At 69.9% G+C, this 19745-nt stretch carries 19 protein-coding genes; 17 read left to right on the top strand and 2 right to left on the bottom strand.

The window, feature by feature from the left end; genetic code table 11:
• Positions 1-4 precede the first annotated feature (4 nt).
• The 11 genes from pdxT to AQJ58_RS14940 all read left to right on the top strand — a co-directional run bounded on the left by pdxT (position 5) and on the right by AQJ58_RS14940 (position 11439).
• A complete protein-coding gene (gene pdxT / locus AQJ58_RS14990) occupies positions 5-610 on the top strand; it encodes a pyridoxal 5'-phosphate synthase glutaminase subunit PdxT (protein ID WP_067250095.1) in 606 nt (201 codons plus the stop codon).
• Positions 611-687: 77 nt separating this feature from the next.
• On the top strand, positions 688-1440 hold the full coding sequence (locus AQJ58_RS14985) for a YebC/PmpR family DNA-binding transcriptional regulator (protein ID WP_067250093.1): 753 nt from the start codon (positions 688-690) through the stop codon (positions 1438-1440).
• A 105-nt stretch (positions 1441-1545) separates the two neighbouring features.
• Positions 1546-2076 (top strand): crossover junction endodeoxyribonuclease RuvC, encoded by a 531-nt coding sequence (ruvC, locus tag AQJ58_RS14980; protein ID WP_067250091.1) that lies wholly within the window; start codon positions 1546-1548, stop codon positions 2074-2076.
• Positions 2073-2678 carry a Holliday junction branch migration protein RuvA gene (gene ruvA / locus AQJ58_RS14975; protein ID WP_067250089.1) on the top strand — a complete coding sequence of 202 codons (606 nt, stop codon included), beginning with the start codon at positions 2073-2075 and terminating at the stop codon, positions 2676-2678. Before ruvC ends, ruvA begins: the two co-directional genes overlap by 4 nt.
• Positions 2679-2721: 43 nt before the next feature.
• A complete protein-coding gene (gene ruvB / locus AQJ58_RS14970; RefSeq protein ID WP_067250086.1) occupies positions 2722-3786 on the top strand; it encodes a Holliday junction branch migration DNA helicase RuvB in 1065 nt (354 codons plus the stop codon).
• 177 nt (positions 3787-3963) lie between these two features.
• Positions 3964-4479, top strand: coding sequence for a preprotein translocase subunit YajC (gene yajC, locus AQJ58_RS14965; RefSeq protein WP_079078931.1), 516 nt, complete (start codon positions 3964-3966; stop codon positions 4477-4479).
• A gap of 129 nt (positions 4480-4608) precedes the next feature.
• Positions 4609-6381 (top strand): protein translocase subunit SecD, encoded by a 1773-nt coding sequence (gene secD, locus AQJ58_RS14960; protein ID WP_079078930.1) that lies wholly within the window; start codon positions 4609-4611, stop codon positions 6379-6381.
• A gap of 2 nt (positions 6382-6383) precedes the next feature.
• The gene (secF, locus tag AQJ58_RS14955) at positions 6384-7484 is read left to right on the top strand and encodes a protein translocase subunit SecF (protein ID WP_067250080.1); all 1101 of its coding nucleotides are present in this window, start codon (positions 6384-6386) and stop codon (positions 7482-7484) included.
• The gene (locus tag AQJ58_RS14950) at positions 7481-8020 is read left to right on the top strand and encodes an adenine phosphoribosyltransferase (RefSeq protein ID WP_067250078.1); all 540 of its coding nucleotides are present in this window, start codon (positions 7481-7483) and stop codon (positions 8018-8020) included. The genes secF and AQJ58_RS14950 overlap by 4 nt, the downstream gene beginning before the upstream one ends.
• Positions 8021-8237: 217 nt before the next feature.
• Entirely contained in the window at positions 8238-8666 is a 429-nt protein-coding gene (locus AQJ58_RS14945; protein WP_159056247.1) for a hypothetical protein, read from the top strand.
• A 277-nt stretch (positions 8667-8943) separates the two neighbouring features.
• Entirely contained in the window at positions 8944-11439 is a 2496-nt protein-coding gene (locus tag AQJ58_RS14940) for a RelA/SpoT family protein (RefSeq protein ID WP_067250074.1), read from the top strand.
• 76 nt (positions 11440-11515) lie between these two features.
• Here AQJ58_RS14940 and AQJ58_RS14935 read toward each other — a convergent pair whose 3' ends face one another.
• Positions 11516-12745 (bottom strand): DUF349 domain-containing protein, encoded by a 1230-nt coding sequence (locus AQJ58_RS14935; RefSeq protein WP_067250071.1) that lies wholly within the window; start codon positions 12743-12745, stop codon positions 11516-11518.
• 143 nt (positions 12746-12888) lie between these two features.
• Positions 12889-13710 carry a peptidylprolyl isomerase gene (locus AQJ58_RS14930; RefSeq protein ID WP_067250068.1) on the bottom strand — a complete coding sequence of 274 codons (822 nt, stop codon included), beginning with the start codon at positions 13708-13710 and terminating at the stop codon, positions 12889-12891.
• A gap of 153 nt (positions 13711-13863) precedes the next feature.
• Between AQJ58_RS14930 and AQJ58_RS14925 the strand changes: the two genes are divergently transcribed.
• The 6 genes from AQJ58_RS14925 to AQJ58_RS14900 all read left to right on the top strand — a co-directional run bounded on the left by AQJ58_RS14925 (position 13864) and on the right by AQJ58_RS14900 (position 19744).
• Positions 13864-14574, top strand: a complete 711-nt coding sequence (locus AQJ58_RS14925) for an MBL fold metallo-hydrolase (protein ID WP_067250066.1) — start codon at positions 13864-13866, stop codon at positions 14572-14574.
• Between the two features lie 12 nt (positions 14575-14586).
• On the top strand, positions 14587-15849 hold the full coding sequence (gene hisS, locus AQJ58_RS14920; protein WP_067250064.1) for a histidine--tRNA ligase: 1263 nt from the start codon (positions 14587-14589) through the stop codon (positions 15847-15849).
• Between the two features lie 282 nt (positions 15850-16131).
• Complete coding sequence (locus AQJ58_RS14915; RefSeq protein ID WP_067250061.1) at positions 16132-16797, top strand: vitamin K epoxide reductase family protein; 666 nt, start codon at positions 16132-16134, stop codon at positions 16795-16797.
• 80 nt (positions 16798-16877) lie between these two features.
• Entirely contained in the window at positions 16878-18233 is a 1356-nt protein-coding gene (locus tag AQJ58_RS14910; protein ID WP_067250059.1) for a replication-associated recombination protein A, read from the top strand.
• A gap of 299 nt (positions 18234-18532) precedes the next feature.
• Positions 18533-19147, top strand: a complete 615-nt coding sequence (gene rpsD / locus AQJ58_RS14905) for a 30S ribosomal protein S4 (protein WP_055633391.1) — start codon at positions 18533-18535, stop codon at positions 19145-19147.
• Between the two features lie 156 nt (positions 19148-19303).
• Complete coding sequence (locus AQJ58_RS14900; RefSeq protein WP_067250056.1) at positions 19304-19744, top strand: DUF948 domain-containing protein; 441 nt, start codon at positions 19304-19306, stop codon at positions 19742-19744.
• The last annotated feature ends 1 nt before the right edge of the window (position 19745 follow it).

Raw genomic sequence — 19745 nt, 5'->3', positions numbered from 1 at the left:
CCCGATGAGCACTCCTGTCATAGGCGTCCTGGCCCTCCAGGGCGACGTACGGGAGCACCTGATCGCCCTGGCCGCGGCCGATGCCGTGGCCAGGCCGGTCCGGCGCCCCGAGGAACTCGCCGAGGTGGACGGCCTGGTCGTCCCCGGCGGCGAGTCCACCACGATCTCCAAGCTGGCCGTCCTGTTCGGACTGATGGAGCCCCTCCGCGCGCGCGTGCGGGCCGGGATGCCCGTCTACGGCACCTGCGCCGGCCTGATCATGCTCGCCGACAAGATCCTCGACCCGCGCTCGGGCCAGGAGACGATCGGCGGCATCGACATGATCGTGCGCCGCAACGCCTTCGGCCGCCAGAACGAGTCCTTCGAGGCTGCGGTGGACGTGAGGGGCGTCCCCGGCGACCCCGTGGAGGGCGTCTTCATCCGCGCCCCCTGGGTGGAGTCCGTCGGTGCCGCCGCCGAAGTGCTCGCCGAGCACGACGGGCACATCGTCGCGGTCCGCCAGGGCAACGCGCTCGCCACGTCCTTCCACCCGGAACTGACGGGCGACCACCGCGTGCACTCCCTGTTCGTCGACATGGTGCGCGCGAACCGTGCGGCGGAGTCCTTGTAGGATCTCGGGGGGTCCCCCCGGGCGCTTGAGGCCTGGGGGAGTTCGTTATGGGATGGTTACGCGAAGGAGACAGGCAGATGTCCGGCCACTCTAAATGGGCTACGACGAAGCACAAGAAGGCCGTGATCGACGCCAAGCGCGGCAAGCTCTTCGCGAAGCTGATCAAGAACATCGAAGTCGCGGCGCGCATGGGCGGTGTCGACCTGGAGGGCAACCCGACCCTCTACGACGCCGTGCAGAAGGCCAAGAAGCAGTCGGTGCCGAACAAGAACATCGACTCCGCGATCAAGCGCGGCGGTGGTCTCGAGGCCGGCGGTGCCGACTACGAGACGATCATGTACGAGGGCTACGGCCCGAACGGTGTCGCGGTGCTCATCGAGTGCCTCACCGACAACCGCAACCGCGCCGCCTCCGACGTCCGCGTCGCCATGACCCGCAACGGCGGCTCCATGGCCGACCCGGGCTCGGTGTCGTACCTCTTCCACCGCAAGGGCGTCGTCATCGTCCCCAAGGGCGAGCTGGGCGAGGACGACGTCCTGGGCGCCGTCCTGGACGCGGGCGCCGAGGAGGTCAACGACCTCGGCGAGTCCTTCGAGGTGCTCAGCGAGGCCACCGACCTGGTCGCGGTCCGCACCGCCCTGCAGGAGGCCGGCATCGACTACGACTCGGCCGAGGCCAACTTCGTGCCGACCATGCAGGTCGAGCTGGACGAGGAGGGCGCGAAGAAGATCTTCAAGCTCATCGACGCCCTCGAGGACAGCGACGACGTGCAGAACGTCTTCGCCAACTTCGACGTCAGCGACGAGGTCATGGAGAAGGTCGACGCCTGAGCCCACGCTCACGCTCGAACGGGCCGACGGGACACACCCGTCGGCCCGTCGCGTTGTCAGTGGTACCGGATAGCCTGCACAAACAGATGGTCGAGGGGAGGGCGTGTGCGGGTACTGGGGGTGGACCCGGGACTGACCCGGTGCGGTGTCGGCGTCGTCGAGGGGGTGGCGGGCCGCCCGCTCACCATGCTCGGCGTGGGAGTCGTCCGCACCCCCGCCGACGCCGAGCTGGGCCGGCGCCTGGTGGCCGTCGAGCAGGGCATCGAACAGTGGCTCGACGAGTACCGCCCCGAGTTCGTCGCCGTGGAGCGGGTCTTCAGCCAGCACAACGTGCGCACGGTCATGGGCACCGCCCAGGCCAGCGCCGTCGCCATGCTGTGCGCCGCCCGCCGCGACATCCCCGTCGCCCTGCACACCCCCAGCGAGGTCAAGGCCGCCGTCACCGGCAGCGGCCGCGCCGACAAGGCCCAGGTCGGCGCCATGGTCACCCGGCTGCTCCGGCTCGCCGCGCCCCCCAGGCCCGCCGACGCCGCGGACGCCCTCGCACTCGCCATCTGCCACATCTGGCGCGCCCCCGCGCAGAACCGACTCCAGCAGGCCGTCGCCCTGCACACATCGAAAGGCCGTACGGGATGATCGCCTTCGTGAGCGGACCGATCGCCGCCCTCGCCCCCGACTCCGCGGTGGTCGAGGTGGGCGGCATCGGCATCGCCGTCCAGTGCACGCCGAACACCCTCGCCGGGCTGCGGACGGGCCGGCAGGCCAAACTGGCGACGTCCCTGGTGGTCCGCGAGGACTCCCTCACGCTGTACGGCTTCGTGGACGACGACGAGCGCCAGGTCTTCGAGCTGCTCCAGACCGCGAGCGGGGTCGGACCCCGGCTTGCGCAGGCCATGCTGTCGGTGCACACGCCCGACGCGTTGCGCCGAGCCGTCTCCACCGGTGACGAGAAAGCGCTGATCGCCGTGCCCGGCATCGGCAAGAGGGGCGCCCAGAAGCTGCTGCTGGAGCTGAAGGACCGTCTCGGCGAGCCGACCGGCGCCCCCGTGGTCGGCGCCCCGGTCACCCAGGGCTGGCGTGACCAGCTGCACGCCGCCCTGATCGGCCTGGGCTACGCCACCCGCGAGGCCGACGAGGCCGTGGCCGCCGTCGCCCCGCAGGCCGAGGCCGCCGACGGCACCCCGCAGGTCGGCCAGCTCCTCAAGGCCGCCCTCCAGACACTCAACCGCGCCCGCTGACCCCGCACCGCGCCCGCCGACCCACACCCCCCGAGGCACATCAATGAACTGGGACGACCCGACCGACACCGACGCCGAGCGGCTGGTGGGCTCCGTCGCCGACCGCGAGGACCAGGCCGTCGAGGCCGCCCTGCGCCCCAAGGACCTGGGTGAGTTCATCGGCCAGGAAAAGGTGCGTGAACAGCTCGACCTCGTACTGCGCGCCGCCCGCGCGCGCGGCGCCACGGCCGACCACGTGCTGCTCTCCGGCGCCCCCGGCCTCGGCAAGACCACCCTCTCGATGATCATCGCCGCCGAGATGGGCGCCCCCATCCGCATCACCTCCGGCCCCGCCATCCAGCACGCCGGCGACCTCGCCTCGATCCTCTCCTCCCTCCAGGAGGGCGAGGTCCTCTTCCTCGACGAGATCCACCGCATGTCCCGGCCCGCCGAGGAGATGCTCTACATGGCCATGGAGGACTTCCGCGTCGACGTCATCGTCGGCAAGGGCCCCGGCGCCACCGCCATCCCCCTCGAACTGCCCCCCTTCACCCTGGTCGGCGCCACCACCCGCGCGGGCCTGCTGCCGCCCCCGCTGCGCGACCGCTTCGGCTTCACCGCGCACATGGAGTTCTACGAGCCCGCCGAGCTCCAGCGCGTCGTCCACCGTTCGGCCCATCTGCTCGACGTCGAGATCGACACGGCCGGCGCCGCCGAGATCGCCGGCCGCTCCCGCGGCACGCCCCGGATCGCCAACCGCCTGCTGCGCCGGGTCCGCGACTACGCCCAGGTCAAGGCGGACGGTGTGGTCACCCGCGACATCGCCTCGGCGGCCCTCGCCGTCTACGAGGTCGACGCCCGTGGCCTCGACCGCCTCGACCGCGCGGTCCTCCAGGCGCTGCTGAAGCTGTTCGGCGGCGGGCCGGTCGGTCTCTCCACGCTCGCCGTCGCCGTGGGCGAGGAACGTGAGACCGTGGAAGAGGTGGCCGAACCGTTCCTCGTGCGTGAGGGCCTGCTCGCCCGCACCCCGCGGGGACGGGTGGCCACCCCGGCCGCCTGGGCACACCTGGGCCTCACCCCGCCCCGCACCGCCGCGGGAAACGGACAACAGGACCTGTTCGGGACCTGAGCGGTTCATCGGCGGGGGCAATGGCGAGGCCAGGAACCCAGGTGCCATGCTGAGCGTTGTTCCATGCACGCGGACTCGCTTAGACTCCGCCGATGCCGCCTTTGTCGGCAGCAACCAACCAACCCCCATCCATCAGGCCGCTCAGCCATCGCGGTCGCATGAAGGAAGTTCCGACCCGTGAGTCCTTTGACCCTCCTGCCGTTCATCGTGCTCATCGGGGCCATGTTCCTGATGACCCGGTCGGCCAAGAAGAAGCAGCAGCAGGCCGCCGACATGCGGAACCAGATGCAGCCCGGCAGTGGCATCCGCACGATCGGGGGCATGTACGCGACGGTCAAGGAGGTCAGTGACGACACGGTCCTCCTCGACGCGGGCCCGGGCGTGGAACTGCTCTTCGCGAAGAACGCGATCGGGGCCGTCCTGACCGACGACGAGTACAACCGCATCGTCCACGGCATCGAGCACGACCTGAAGTCCGACTCCGACGTCGTCCCCGACGACGCCTCCTCCCTCACCGACCCCGCCGACGCCGACGAGTCCGCCGACGAAGCTGCCGCCGCCTCCGACGACAAGTCCGTCGACCTCGGCAAGAAGGACCAGGCAGAGGAGAAGGCCGACGCGACCGAGGCCCCGAAGGCCGAGGCCGACGAGGAGCCGAAGAAGACCGACGGCGACTCCGACGCGAAGAAGTAGTCACGCCCCCGGGGCCACGGGTCACATCCGTGTGCCCCGGGGCGTGCGCATCTCGCACGGGATCCCGACTACATGTCATGGCCGCCGCCCTGACCCGGCGCGAGGCGGCCCGAGAGGGAGTACGAGAAGGTGGCAGCACCTAAGAAGGGCCGGAGCGCGAGCGCCCAGAGCAAGCCAGGGCGCTCGCTGGCCCTGATCCTGATCGCCATCGCGGCGCTCACCGGGGGCATGTTCGTCTCCGGTGACACCAAGCCGCGCCTTGGCATCGACCTGGCAGGCGGTACGAGTATCACGCTGCGGGCGGTCGCCGAGCCCGGCCAGGAATCCGCGATCAACCAGACCAATCTGAACACCGCGGTCGACATCATGAACCGCCGCGTCAACGGTCTGGGCGTCTCCGAGGCGGAAGTCCAGACCCAGGGCGATCGCAACATCATCGTGAACATCCCCAAGGGCACCAACTCCAAGGAGGCTCGCGACCAGGTCGGCACCACCGCCAAGCTCTACTTCCGCCCCGTCCTCGCCACTGACCTCTCCGGTGCGGCGGCGCCCACCCCGTCCGCCACCGGCTCGTCCAGCGGCAAGCCCACGGCGCCGGCGGACAAGGCGACCGGCAAGGGCGAGCCGTCCTCGTCACCGTCCGGCTCCTCGAAGCCCTCGCCCAGCGCCACCTCCCAGGGACGTGCGCTCACCGACGCGCTGAAGGCCGACTCCTCGCCCAGCCCCACCACGACGCCGGGCAAGGCGAGCTCGTCGCCCTCGGCGAGTGGCAGCGCCGCGGACACCAGCCGACTGCAGGCGCAGTACACCGCGCTCAACTGCGTGGACAAGGCCCAGCGTGCCACCGCGGGCAGGCTCGCCAAGCCGACCGACCCCACCGTGGCCTGCGGCCAGAACTCGCAGAAGCAGTGGCAGAAGTATCTCCTCGGCCCGGCCGAGGTCGACGGCACGGACGTCGACAAGGCCGAAGCCGTGTACGCGACCCAGGGCTCGATCGGGTGGAAGGTCACCATGACCTTCACCTCCAAGGGCTCCAAGAAGTTCGCCGCCATCACCGGCAAGCTGGCCCAGAACCAGTCGCCGCAGAACGAGTTCGCGATCGTCCTGGACGGCGAGGTCGTCTCCAACCCGTATGTCACCCAGTCGCTTTCCGGCACTGCCGAGATCTCCGGAAGCTTCAACCAGGAGGAGGCCAAGAACCTGGCCAACGTCCTGTCGTACGGCGCGCTGCCCCTCACCTTCAAGGAGGACAGCGTCACCACGGTGACCGCCGCGCTCGGTGGCGAGCAGCTGCACGCCGGTCTGCTGGCCGGTGCCATCGGTCTCGCCCTGGTCGTGATCTACCTGGTCCTCTACTACCGGGGGCTGTCGGTGGTGGCGATCGCGTCGCTGCTCGTCTCCGCGGCCTTGACCTATGTGCTCATGTCGCTGCTCGGAACGGCCGTTGGCTTCGCCCTGAATCTGCCCGCCGTCTGCGGAGCCATCGTCGCCATCGGCATCACGGCGGACTCGTTCATCGTGTACTTCGAACGCATCCGTGACGAGATCCGCGAGGGCCGCACCCTGCGTCCCGCCGTCGAGCGGGCCTGGCCGCGCGCCCGGCGCACCGTCCTGGTCTCGGACTTCGTGTCCTTCCTCGCCGCCGCGGTGCTGTTCATCGTCACCGTCGGCAAGGTCCAGGGCTTCGCGTTCACCCTCGGTCTGACCACCGTCCTCGACGTGGTCGTGGTCTTCTTCTTCACCAAGCCGCTGATGACACTGCTGGCCCGCCGGAAGTTCTTCGCGGACGGCCACAAGTGGTCGGGGCTCGACCCGAAGAGCCTCGGCGCCAAGCCGCCGCTTCGCCGTACCCGCCGTCCCGCCGGTCCTGCCGCCGGCCCCGTCGAGACGAAGGAGGCGTGAGCGTGTCGAAACTCGGCAACCTCGGCGCCCGACTGCACCGTGGCGAGGTCAGCTACGACTTCATCGGCCACCGCAAGATCTGGTACGGCATCTCGATCCTGATCACCATCACCGCCATCGTGGGCCTCGCGGTGCGCGGCCTGAACATGGGTATCGACTTCCAGGGCGGTGCGGTCTTCACCACCTCGAACACGGCCGTCTCGACGACGGCGGCCGAGAGGTACGCGGAAGAGGCGTCGGGCCATGACGCGGTCGTGCAGAAGCTCGGCACGGGCGGGCTGCGCATCCAGATCGCCGGAGTGGACACCGGCAAGTCCGACCAGATCAAGGATGCGCTCGCCAAGGACCTGAAGGTCGACTCGGAGAACATCAACGCCGACCTCGTCGGTCCCAGCTGGGGCGACCAGATCGCCAACAAGGCGTGGCAGGGCCTGGCGATCTTCATGGTCCTGGTCGTGATCTACCTGGCGATCGCCTTCGAGTGGCGCATGGCCATCGCGGCGCTCGTCGCCCTGATCCACGACATCACCATCACGGTCGGCATCTACGCCCTGGTGGGCTTCGAGGTCACCCCCGGCACGGTGATCGGTCTGCTGACCATCCTCGGTTACTCGCTGTACGACACGGTCGTCGTCTTCGACTCCCTCAAGGAGCAGACGAAGGACCTCACCAAGCAGACCCGCCTCACCTACAGCGAGGTCGCCAACCGCTCGATCAACGGCACCCTGGTCCGCTCCATCAACACCACGGTCGTCGCGCTGCTGCCGGTGGCAGGCCTGCTCTTCATCGGCGGTGGCTTCCTCGGCGCGGGCACGCTCAACGACATCTCCCTGTCGCTGTTCGTCGGCCTCGCGGCCGGTGCGTACTCCTCGATCTTCATCGCCACGCCGCTCGTCGCCGACCTCAAGGAGCGCGAGCCGCAGATGAAGGCCCTGAAGAAGCGCGTCCTCGCCAAGCGCGCCCAGGCCACCGCCGACGAAGAGGCGGCGGAGGCCCGCGGGACGTTCCACGACGACGAGGACGCCACCCCGGCCGTCGTCGGACCGCGCGACCAGACCGCCCCGCGCGGCGGCCGCCGCCGTGCCTCGGGGAAGCGCCGATGACCGAGATCAAGGAGCTGCTGCTCAGCCGTATCCGCGAGGTGGCGGACTACCCGGAGCCGGGGGTGATGTTCAAGGACATCACCCCGCTCCTGGCGGACCCGGCGGCGTTCACCGCGCTCACCGACGCCTTCGCCGAGATCGCCGACCGCACCGGCGCCACCAAGGTCGTCGGCCTGGAGGCTCGGGGCTTCATCCTGGGCGCCCCGGTCGCCGTCCGCGCCGGCCTCGGATTCATCCCCGTGCGCAAGGCGGGCAAGCTGCCCGGAGCCACCCTCAGCCAGGCCTACGACCTGGAGTACGGCTCGGCGGAGATCGAGGTGCACGCCGAGGACCTCACCTCCGGCGACCGCATCCTGATCGTCGACGACGTGCTGGCCACCGGCGGTACCGCCGAGGCCGCGATCCAGCTCATCCACCGCGCCGGCGCCGAGGTCGCGGGCGTGGCGATACTCATGGAGCTGGCGTTCCTGCAGGGCCGCGGCCGCCTGGAGACCGCCCTCGCGGGTGCGCCGCTCGAAGCGCTGATCACTGTCTGAGCAAGCGCCGACGCGACAAGGGAACGGGTCCTTCTCCGGAAGGGCCCGTTCCTTTTGTCATCATCAGTCCCACAAAGCTCAGAAGTTCCTCAAGTCACTAGCGAGGTCGAACAGCCATCCGATTGAGTACTGATCGTCGCTCATGACCAGGGCGATGAAAACGGAGGAAAGAGCTGTGATGATCTCGCGAAAGATCGCTACGGGGGCCGTAGCTCTCATGTCCATGGCAACGCTGGCCGTCGCCGTCTCACCCTCGAGTGCGGCACCTGTCGTCGAGGACGCTGTCGTCATCAACGACCCGCAGCCCCTGCCGGACGAGCAGGGCGGGGAGAACGAGGTCGCGGTCGAGGTGACCACCGCCAGCTGCGGCGACTGGAACAGGGCCGTGGGTGTCCCGCTCCGGTGGAGCCGGGAGCTCAACGACGGCTGCGGCCTCTTCGGCCGGCCGGGCCTCAAGGTGGGGTACTCCTGGAAGGCCGAGCGGGGACGGCCCTGCATCAAGGTCAAGGGTTTCGTGAACGGCCGGGTCAAGTGGTACGACGCCGGGTGCGGAGCCAGTGGCGAAGTGCGCAACGTCCCCTGGGGCAACGTGCTCGCCGAGAAGGGGATCAAGGTCAAGGGTGCCTCGCTGTTCGTGTGGCGCTGACACCCTGGCGGCCGTCAGCCCCTGAGGCCCTGACGCCCCTGAGGTCCTGACGCCACTGAGGTCCTGAAAGGAGAGGCCCCTCACCCGCCCGTCGCGGGGGAGGGGCCTCGCCGCCGTTCGCCTGCGCCACGATGCGTGAGGAATCCGGTGCACGCCTCCCGCGTTTCTTCGGTAGACGGCCCTCACATCGGCCTGAAGGCGATCCGGGGGCCCGGGATCGCTACGATGGGTCCTCCGGAGCCTGACCGGGGACCCGGATCGCGCACGAGGAGTCCTCTTGTCTGACGAGGCCCAGCACCTGACAGCCGCCAAGCCCGACTCCGCCTCGGCACCCGCGGCCAAGTCGGCGCAAGCCGACGCCGGCGGCCCGGTCGAGCACGACCGTTCCGCGCCCGTCGAGAGGCCGGCCGAGCAACCGCGCCCCAAGCCGACCCCGCCCGAGCGCCCCGCGACCGCACAGCCCCCCGCGCGCTCCGGCTCCTCCAACCGCGTCCGCGCACGTCTCGCCCGCCTCGGCGTCCAGCGCGCCAACCCCTACAACCCGGTCCTGGAGCCGCTGCTTCGCATAGTGCGCAGCAACGACCCCAAGGTCGAGACCGCGACGCTGCGCCAGATCGAGAAGGCCTACCAGGTCGCCGAGCGCTGGCACCGGGGCCAGAAGCGCAAGAGCGGCGACCCGTACATCACCCACCCCCTCGCGGTGACCACGATCCTCGCCGAGCTCGGCATGGACCCGGCCACGCTGATGGCGGGCCTGCTGCACGACACCGTCGAGGACACCGAGTACGGCCTCGACGACCTGCGCCGCGACTTCGGCGACGTCGTCGCCCTGCTCGTCGACGGCGTCACCAAGCTGGACAAGGTCAAGTTCGGCGAGGCCGCGCAGGCCGAGACCGTGCGCAAGATGGTCGTCGCCATGGCCAAGGACCCGCGCGTCCTGGTCATCAAGCTCGCCGACCGCCTGCACAACATGCGTACCATGCGCTACCTCAAGCGCGAGAAGCAGGAGAAGAAGGCGCGCGAGACCCTGGAGATCTACGCGCCCCTCGCCCACCGCCTCGGCATGAACACCATCAAGTGGGAGCTGGAGGACCTCGCCTTCGCGATCCTCTACCCCAAGATGTACGACGAGATCGTCCGGCTGGTGGCCGAGCGGGCACCGAAGCGGGACGAGTATCTGGCCATAGTGACCGACGAGGTCCAGTCGGACCTGCGCGCCGCCCGCATCAAGGCGACCGTCACCGGCCGCCCCAAGCACTACTACAGCGTCTACCAGAAGATGATCGTCCGCGGCCGGGACTTCGCGGAGATCTACGACCTGGTCGGCATCCGCGTCCTGGTGGACACCGTCCGCGACTGCTACGCGGCGCTGGGCACCGTCCACGCCCGCTGGAACCCGGTTCCGGGGCGGTTCAAGGACTACATCGCGATGCCCAAGTTCAACATGTACCAGTCGCTGCACACGACGGTCATCGGGCCCAACGGCAAGCCCGTCGAACTCCAGATCCGTACGTTCGACATGCACCGCCGCGCCGAGTACGGCATCGCCGCGCACTGGAAGTACAAGCAGGAGGCCGTCGCCGGAGCCTCCAAGGTGCGCACCGACGTGCCGAAGGCCGGCAAGGGCAAGGACGACCACCTCAACGACATGGCGTGGCTGCGCCAGCTCCTCGACTGGCAGAAGGAGACCGAGGACCCCAGCGAGTTCCTGGAGTCCCTGCGCTTCGACCTGTCCCGCAACGAGGTCTTCGTCTTCACCCCGAAGGGTGATGTCATCGCGCTGCCCGCGGGTGCCACCCCGGTCGACTTCGCGTACGCGGTCCACACGGAGGTCGGCCACCGCACCATAGGAGCCCGGGTCAACGGCAGGCTCGTACCGCTCGAATCGACGCTGGACAACGGCGACCTCGTCGAGGTCTTCACCTCCAAGGCCACCGGCGCGGGCCCCTCCCGCGACTGGCTGGGCTTCGTCAAGTCGCCCCGGGCCCGCAACAAGATCCGGGCCTGGTTCTCCAAGGAACGCCGCGACGAGGCGATCGAGCAGGGCAAGGACGCCATCGCGCGGGCCATGCGCAAGCAGAACCTGCCGATCCAGCGCATCCTGACCGGCGACTCCCTGGTCACCCTGGCGCACGAGATGCGCTACCCGGACATCTCCTCGCTGTACGCGGCGATCGGCGAGGGCCATGTGGCCGCGCAGAACGTCGTACAGAAGCTGGTGCAGGCGCTCGGCGGCGAGGAGGCGGCCACCGAGGAGATCGACGAGGCGGTCCCGCCGTCGCGCACCCGCGGCCGCAAGCGGCGCAGCAACCAGGACCCCGGGGTCGTGGTCAAGGGCGTCGACGACGTCTGGGTCAAGCTGGCCCGCTGCTGTACGCCCGTCCCCGGCGACCCGATCATCGGGTTCGTCACCCGCGGTAGTGGCGTATCGGTTCACCGCAGCGACTGCGTCAACGTGGAGTCACTGTCCCGGGAGCCGGAGCGCATCCTGGACGTCGAGTGGGCGCCCACGCAGTCCTCGGTCTTCCTCGTCGCCATCCAGGTCGAGGCCCTGGACCGCTCCCGGCTGCTGTCGGACGTGACCCGCGTGCTGTCCGACCAGCATGTCAACATCCTCTCCGCGGCCGTCCAGACCTCCCGCGACCGGGTCGCGACCTCCCGCTTCACCTTCGAGATGGGCGACCCGAAGCACCTCGGTCACGTCCTGAAGGCCGTACGGGGTGTGGAGGGCGTGTACGACGTCTACCGGGTTACCTCGGCCCGTCGGCCGTAGCGGCCGTAGCGGGCGCATGAGGAGGGCCCCCGTACACCGTGTACGGGGGCCCTCCTCATGTCGGCGGGGGCGGGTATCAGCCGCCGAACTCCTGCAGACCCTTCAGCGCCTGGTCCAGCAGGGCCTGGCGGCCCTCCAGCTCGCGCTCCAGCTTGTCGGCGCGGGAGGCGTTGCCCTGGGCGCGGGCCTGGTCGATCTGCGCCCGCAGCTTGTCCACCGCGGCCTGGAGCTGGCCGGTCAGACCCTCGGCACGCGCGCGTGCCTCCGGGTTGGTGCGGCGCCACTCGGCCTCCTCGGCCTCCTGGATCGCCCGCTCCACGGCGTGCATCCGGCCCTCGACCTTCGGCCGGGCGTCCCGCGGCACATGACCGACGGCCTCCCAGCGCTCGTTGATCGAGCGGAACGCGGCACGCGCCGCCTTCAAGTCGGTGACGGGGAGGATCTTCTCGGCCTCCTCGGCCAGCTCCTCCTTGAGCTTCAGATTCTCCGTCTGTTCGGCGTCCCGCTCGGCGAAGACCGAGCTGCGCGCCGCGAAGAACACGTCCTGGGCGCCGCGGAAGCGGTTCCACAGGTCGTCCTCGTGCTCGCGCTGGGCGCGGCCCGCGGCCTTCCAGTCGGCCATCAGCTCGCGGTAGCGGGCCGCCGTCGGACCCCAGTCCGTCGAACCCGACAGCGCCTCGGCCTCCGCGACCAGGCGCTCCTTGATCCGGCGGGCGTCCTCGCGCTGCGCGTCCAGCTGCGCGAAGTGGGCCTTGCGGCGCTTGGAGAACGCCGAGCGCGCGTGCGAGAACCGGTGCCAGAGCTCGTCGTCGGACTTGCGGTCCAGGCGCGGCAGACCCTTCCAGGTGTCCACCAGGGCCCGCAGCCGCTCGCCGGCCGCCCGCCACTGGTCGGACTGCGCGAGCTGCTCCGCCTCGGCGACCAGCTCCTCCTTGGCGTGCCGGGCCTCGTCGGACTGCTTGGCCCGCTGCTGCTTGCGCTCCTCGCGGCGCGACTCGACCGCCTGCACCAGCTTGTCCAGCCGGGTCCGCAGCGCGTCCAGGTCACCCACCACATGATGCGCGTCGACCTGCTCGCGGATGTGGTCGATGGCGACCTGGGCGTCCTTCGTCGACAGATCGGTCGTCTGCACTCGCTTCTCGAGGAGGCCGATCTCGACAACCAGGCCCTCGTACTTGCGCTCGAAGTAGGCCAAGGCCTCCTCGGGGGAGCCCGCCTGCCAGGAACCGACGACCTGCTCTCCGTCGGCCGTACGCACGTACACGGTCCCCGTCTCGTCGACGCGGCCCCACGGGTCGCTGCTCACAGCGCCTCCTCCACATGATGCCTCCGAGGGGCTACGGCGCCCCCGGGCATCGTCCACAGTTTCGTCACGGCCAACATAGGCGACCGGCGGGGCGCCTGTCCGCATCCAGCGCGACCGAATTCCGCAGTTGGCCGCCCTGGACGTCAGGACTTCGTGACCGTCGCCTTGTTGATCACCACGGTCGCGTTCGGGGCACCGTCACCGGCGCCGGTGTTCTCACCCGCGGCGGCGATCTTCTTCAGGACCTTCATGCCCTCGGCGGACACCGTACCGAACGGGGTGTAGCTCGGCGGGAGCGAACTGTCCTGGTAGACCAGGAAGAACTGGCTGCCGCCGGTGTGCGCCTGACCGGTGTTGGCCATGGCCACCGTGCCCGCCGGGTAGGTGTTGGCCTTGAGGCTCTTGTCCTTCAGGTTCTCGTCCGGGATGGTGTAGCCCGGACCGCCGCTGCCGCTGCCCGTGGGGTCGCCGCACTGCAGGACGTAGATCCCGTTGGTGGTCAGCCGGTGGCACTTCGTGTGGTCGAAGTAGCCCTTGCCGGCGAGGAAGTCGAAGGAGTTGACCGTGTGCGGGGCCGCGGCAGTCTTCAGCGCTATGTCGATGTCACCGCAGGTCGTGGCCAGCTTCATCGTGTAGTCGGCCGACTTGTCGATGGTGACCGCCGGCTCCTTCTTCCACGACAGCTTCTTCACCGAGCCGGCGGCGGCCTTCTCGCACGGGTCCTTCGCCGCGCTCGGCGACGCGGCCGGGCTCGCCTCCGCGCTCGTGTTCGACTTGTCGTCCTTGTCGTTCTTGAGCACGCCCGTCGTGTACAGCGTGAGGCTGCCGATCACGATCACGCCGAGCACCGACGCGATCACCGAGTTGCGCACGCGCGCCTTGCGTCGCGCGGCCGTGCGGCGCTGCTGCTGCCGCAAGAACTTCTCCCGGGCGAGCTGACGCTTGCGCTGTTCCTGGGTGACCACCGGATTCTCTCCTCGTGCGTCTCGTGACATCGACCGCTTGCGTGTGCCCCGTACCGTATATGGGTTCGCTGAGGAAACGGCAGCGCCGGTAGGCTCTGACAGCGGCTGTCGCCGCGCAGAAGCCTCCCGTAATCGACACAACCAAGGACGATCGTGCTCATTGCCGGGTTCCCCGCCGGGGCCTGGGGGACGAACTGTTATCTCGTCGCCCCCGCCGCCGGTGAGGAGTGCGTGATCATCGACCCGGGCCATCAGGCGGCCCCCGGAGTCGAGGAAGCGCTGAGGAAGCATCGGCTCAAGCCCGTCGCGGTCGTCCTGACACACGGCCACATCGACCATGTGGCCTCGGTCGTCCCGGTCTGCGGCGCGCACGACGTGCCGGCCTGGATCCACCCCGAGGACCGGTTCATGATGAGCGACCCCGAGAAGGCGCTCGGCCGGTCCGTCGGGATGCAGCTGATGGGCGAGCTGACCGTGGGGGAGCCGGACGACGTCCGCGAGCTGACCGACGGCGTCGAGCTGGACCTGGCGGGTCTGCGGTTCTCCGTCGCGCACGCGCCGGGCCATACCAAGGGGTCGGTGACCTTCCGGATGCCCGAGACGACCGAGATCCCCTCGGTCTTCTTCTCGGGGGATCTGCTGTTCGCCGGCTCCATCGGACGCACCGACCTGCCCGGCGGTGACATGGCCGAGATGCTCGACTCGCTGGCCCGCGTGTGCCTGCCGCTCGACGACTCGACCGTGGTCCTGTCCGGCCACGGCCCCCAGACGACCATCGGCCAGGAGCGCGCCACCAATCCGTATCTGCGGCAGGTGGCCGCCGGCGGCCAGGGAGCGTCCGACGCTCCCCGACGAGGAATGTGACGAGAGACTTCCGTGAGCACCTTTCAGGCCCCCAAGGGCACGTACGACCTGCTGCCGCCCGACTCCGCCCGCTACCTCGCGGTCCGCGAGGCGATCGCCGCACCGCTGCGCAACTCCGGCTACGGCTACATCGAGACGCCCGGCTTCGAGAGCGTGGAGCTCTTCGCCCGCGGTGTCGGTGAGTCCACCGACATCGTGACCAAGGAGATGTACGCCTTCGAGACCAAGGGCGGCGACAGGCTGGCCCTGCGCCCCGAGGGAACCGCCTCGGTCCTGCGCGCGGCGCTGGAGGCCAACCTCCACAAGACGGGCAACCTTCCCGTCAAGCTCTGGTACTCCGGCTCGTACTACCGCTACGAGCGCCCCCAGAAGGGCCGCTACCGCCACTTCTCCCAGGTCGGCGCCGAGGCCATCGGCGCGGAGGACCCGGCGCTGGACGCCGAGCTGATCATCCTGGCCGACCAGGCGTACCGCTCGCTGGGCCTGAGGAACTTCCGCATCCTGCTCAACAGCCTCGGCGACAAGGAGTGCCGTCCGGTGTACCGGGCCGCGCTCCAGGACTTCCTGCGCGGCCTGGACCTCGACGAGGACACCCTGCGCCGCGCCGACATCAACCCGCTGCGCGTCCTGGACGACAAGCGCGAGTCGGTCCAGAAGCAGCTCGGTGACGCCCCCCTCCTGCGGGACTACCTCTGCGACGCGTGCAAGGCGTACCACGAGGAGGTCCGTGAGCTGATCACGGCCGCCGGTGTCGCCTTCGAGGACGACCCGAAGCTGGTCCGCGGCCTGGACTACTACACCCGGACGACCTTCGAGTTCGTCCACGACGGTCTCGGCTCCCAGTCCGCGGTGGGCGGCGGCGGCCGCTACGACGGACTGTCGGAGATGATCGGCGGCCCGGCCCTGCCATCCGTCGGCTGGGCCCTCGGCGTCGACCGCACGGTCCTGGCGCTGGAGGCCGAGGGTGTCGCGCTCGACCTGCCGTCCCCCACCGCCGTCTACGCCGTCCCGCTCGGCGAGGAGGCCCGCCGGGTGCTGTTCGCCAAGGTCACGGAGCTGCGCAAGGTCGGTGTCGCGGCCGACTTCTCCTACGGTGCCAAGGGCCTCAAGGGCGCCATGAAGAACGCCAACCGCAGCGGCGCCCGCTACACGATCGTCGCCGGCGAGCGCGACCTCGCCGAGGGCGTCGTCCAGCTCAAGGACATGGAGTCCGGCGAGCAGACGGCGATCGGCGTGAACGAGATCGTGGCGGAGCTGGAGTCCAGGCTGGGCTGAGGCCCGCGCAGTGAGGGGTGTGCAGGGTCGCGCGGCCCCCGCACACCCCTCCCGTCGGGGTCGGTCGCTCCCGGGTGACGGTCTCGCGGACCGTCAACTCGGCGGACGTCCACCGCGAGTCGTTCGCCTGTGCTGTCGTGCCGTCGGGACGCGGCCGGAACCGTGCGGTCGGGGACCACCGGGCGGGCTTCCTTATGTCCATCGAACGGTGGATACCCGGCCGGGTGCGGCAGAATGGCCCCTGCCCGAAGATGGTCCAACTCTCAAACACGGATCGGCGTGATGAGCAAGACGACAGTCAAAGACGTCTCCACGGAGTCCGAGCCCGAGCCCGCCCGTGACGCCGCGGCCGCGCCCCGGACGGTGGGCGGCAGCCGTGCGTTCGCGATCCTGCTGCTGATCACCGGCGCGGCCGGTCTGCTCGCCGCGTGGGTCATCACGGTCGACAAGTTCAAACTGCTCGAGGCCAAGGTCGCGGGCACGACCTTCACCCCCGGGTGCAGCCTGAACCCGGTGGTCTCCTGCGGCAGCGTGATGGAGTCCAAGCAGGCCGCCGCCTTCGGCTTCCCCAACCCGATGCTCGGCCTGGTCTGCTACGGCATCGTCATCTGCGTCGGCATGAGCCTGCTGACCCGAGCCCGCTTCCCGCGCTGGTACTGGCTCACCTTCAACTTCGGCACGCTGTTCGGCGTCGCCTTCTGCACCTGGCTGCAGTTCCAGTCCCTTTACCGGATCAACGCCCTGTGCCTGTGGTGCTCGCTGGCCTGGGTCGCCACGATCACCATGTTCTGGTACGTGACCTCGTTCAACATCCGCAACAGCTTCCTGCCCGCCCCGCGCTGGCTGAAGAGCTTCTTCGGCGAGTTCACCTGGGTCGTGCCCGTGCTCCACATCGGCATCATCGGCATGCTGATCCTGACCCGCTGGTGGGAGTTCTGGACCAGCTGACGGTCCGGGCCGACGGTGCTGCCGGTGGTCCGGCCGACGGTCCGGGCCGTGTTGTCGGTGCGGTGATTTAGGGTTTCAGCGTGGAGCCCGACCTGTTCACCGCCGCAGCAGAAGAACGCCAGGAGAAGGACCCCGCCGGGAGCCCCCTGGCGGTCCGGATGCGCCCGCGCACCCTGGACGAGGTGGTGGGCCAGCAGCACCTGCTGAAGCCGGGCTCGCCCCTGCGCCGCCTGGTCGGCGAGGGCGCCAAGGGCCCGGCCGGGCCCTCCTCGGTCATCCTCTGGGGCCCGCCCGGCACCGGCAAGACCACCCTGGCGTACGTCGTGTCCAAGGCGACGAACAAGCGGTTCGTGGAGCTCTCCGCGATCACCGCCGGCGTCAAGGAGGTCCGCGCGGTCATCGACGGCGCCCGCCGTGCCACCGGGGGGTACGGCAAGGAGACCGTCCTCTTCCTCGACGAGATCCACCGCTTCAGCAAGGCCCAGCAGGACTCCCTCCTCCCGGCCGTCGAGAACCGCTGGGTCACCCTGATCGCGGCGACCACCGAGAACCCGTACTTCTCGGTGATCTCCCCGCTGCTCTCCCGCTCGCTGCTGCTGACCCTCGAACCGCTCACCGACGACGATCTGCGGGGGCTGCTGCACAGGGCCCTGACCGACGAGCGCGGCCTCAAGGGCGCCGTCACCCTCCCCGAGGACACCGAGGCGCACCTGCTGCGCATCGCCGGCGGCGACGCCCGCCGCGCGCTGACCGCCCTGGAGGCCGCCGCCGGGGCCGCCCTCGACCAGGACGAGAGCGCGATCAGCCTGACCACCCTGGAACAGACGGTCGACCGGGCGGCGGTGAAGTACGACCGCGACGGCGACCAGCACTACGACGTCGCCAGCGCGCTGATCAAGTCCATCAGGGGCTCCGACGTGGACGCCGCCCTGCACTACCTGGCCCGCATGATCGAGGCGGGGGAGGACCCCCGCTTCATCGCCCGTCGGCTGATGATCTCCGCCAGCGAGGACATCGGCCTCGCCGATCCGAACGCGCTCCCCACGGCCGTCGCCGCCGCCCAGGCCGTCGCCCTGATCGGCTTCCCCGAGGCCGCGCTCATCCTCAGCCACGCCACCATCGCCCTCGCCCTCGCCCCGAAGTCCAACTCCGCGACCACCGCGATCGGCGCCGCCCTGGACGACGTACGCAAGGGACTGGCCGGATCCGTGCCGCCGCATCTGCGCGACGGGCACTACAAGGGCGCCGCCAAGCTCGGCCACGCCCAGGGGTACGTGTATCCGCACGACCTGGCGGAGGGCATCGCCGCCCAGCAGTACGCCCCGGACCCGATCAAGGACCGCGAGTACTACACCCCCACCCGGCACGGCGCGGAGGCCCGGTACGCCGACGCCGTGGAGTGGACCAGGAAGCACCTCGGTCGAAAGCGGTCCTGAGCACCCTGTAAACTCGCTCGGAGCGCTGCGTCCCGCGCTGTCAGAACGGGACAGTCAGCCGGAACCGGTCCCCGGACCGGCTCCAGGAGCGTCGCGCACCGTCGATCGGTGTCGCGGGCAGCCCACCACCACCCGCCGCACGGCGGGAGCGGTCGGTGGGCCACTCGCGTGCTGCACGTTGTGCCCAGACCAGGGGAGCGGCTGCCCGGCGGGTCCCTCACGGACCTCATGGGTTTCCCCGGCTGCGGATGCGACCTCCCTTAACCCTGACAAGCCGAAAACCAGGAAATGAGAGACAAGTGGCGAACCAGTCCCGCCCCAAGGTCAAGAAGTCGCGTGCCCTCGGCATCGCGCTGACCCCGAAGGCCGTCAAGTACTTCGAGGCCCGCCCCTACCCGCCGGGTGAGCACGGCCGTGGCCGCAAGCAGAACTCGGACTACAAGGTCCGTCTGCTGGAGAAGCAGCGCCTGCGCGCGCAGTACGACCTCTCCGAGCGCCAGCTGGTCCGCGCCTACGAGCGTGCCTCCAAGGTGCAGGGCAAGACCGGTGAGGCCCTGATCATCGAGCTCGAGCGCCGTCTCGACGCGCTGGTGCTGCGTTCGGGCATCGCCCGCACCATCTACCAGGCCCGTCAGATGGTCGTGCACGGTCACATCGAGGTCAACGGCCAGAAGACCGACAAGCCCTCGTTCCGCGTCCGTCCCGACGACGTCGTGATGGTCCGCGAGCGCAGCCGCGAGAAGACCCTCTTCTCCATCGCCCGCGAGGGCGGCTTCGCCCCCGACGGCGAGACCCCGCGCTACCTCCAGGTGAACCTCAAGGCCCTGGCGTTCCGCCTGGACCGTGAGCCGAACCGCAAGGAGATCCCGGTCATCTGCGACGAGCAGCTCGTCGTCGAGTACTACGCCCGTTGATCCTCGAGCGGTCGTAGGGACTCCAGCGCCCGGGCCCGCCGTCTCCCCGGAGGCGGCGGGCTTTCGCATGCCCCGGTAATGCGGTACGGAGCCCCGCCCCCGGCGCGATAGGCTCGGCCCCGGAGATAGATCCCAACGCTGCAAAAGAGGTGCCAGGTGTCCGGTGGAGAGGTGGCCGGAATCCTGGTGGCCGTCTTCTGGGCGATCCTGGTCTCCTTCCTCGCCGTCGCGCTGGCGAGGCTGGCCCAGACGCTCAGGGCGACCACCAAGCTGGTCGCGGACGTGACCGACCAGGCCGTCCCGCTGCTGGCCGACGCCTCCGCGGCGGTGCGCTCCGCGCAGACCCAGATCGACCGGGTCGACGCCATCGCCTCCGACGTCCAGGAAGTCACGTCGAACGCCTCCGCGCTCTCCACGACCGTCGCCTCCACCTTCGGCGGCCCCCTGGTCAAGGTCGCCGCCTTCGGCTACGGCGTGCGCCGGGCGCTCGGCGGCCGCCGGGAGGACGTGCCCGCCCGGGAACCCCGGCGTACCGTGATCGTGGGCCGCACCGTCTCCCGGCGGGAGAAGCGCGGCGCCCGTGGAAAGAGGGACTGAG

The organism is Streptomyces sp. DSM 15324 (assembly GCF_001514285.1).
GTDB lineage: Bacteria > Actinomycetota > Actinomycetes > Streptomycetales > Streptomycetaceae > Streptomyces.
Note: the sequence above shows the minus strand (reverse complement) of the source record. Positions and strands in the feature narration are given on the sequence as shown.

What these genes read in the sequence shown, in the direction of transcription:
- AQJ58_RS14915 (WP_067250061.1), top strand. Translation starts at nt 16,132, where the DNA reads ATGAGCAAGACGACAGTCAAAGACGTCTCCACGGAGTCCGAGCCCGAG.
- ruvA (WP_067250089.1), top strand. Translation starts at nt 2,073, where the DNA reads ATGATCGCCTTCGTGAGCGGACCGATCGCCGCCCTCGCCCCCGACTCC.
- AQJ58_RS14945 (WP_159056247.1), top strand. Translation starts at nt 8,238, where the DNA reads ATGTCCATGGCAACGCTGGCCGTCGCCGTCTCACCCTCGAGTGCGGCA.
- ruvB (WP_067250086.1), top strand. Translation starts at nt 2,722, where the DNA reads ATGAACTGGGACGACCCGACCGACACCGACGCCGAGCGGCTGGTGGGC.
- pdxT (WP_067250095.1), top strand. Translation starts at nt 5, where the DNA reads ATGAGCACTCCTGTCATAGGCGTCCTGGCCCTCCAGGGCGACGTACGG.
- AQJ58_RS14950 (WP_067250078.1), top strand. Translation starts at nt 7,481, where the DNA reads ATGACCGAGATCAAGGAGCTGCTGCTCAGCCGTATCCGCGAGGTGGCG.
- AQJ58_RS14985 (WP_067250093.1), top strand. Translation starts at nt 688, where the DNA reads ATGTCCGGCCACTCTAAATGGGCTACGACGAAGCACAAGAAGGCCGTG.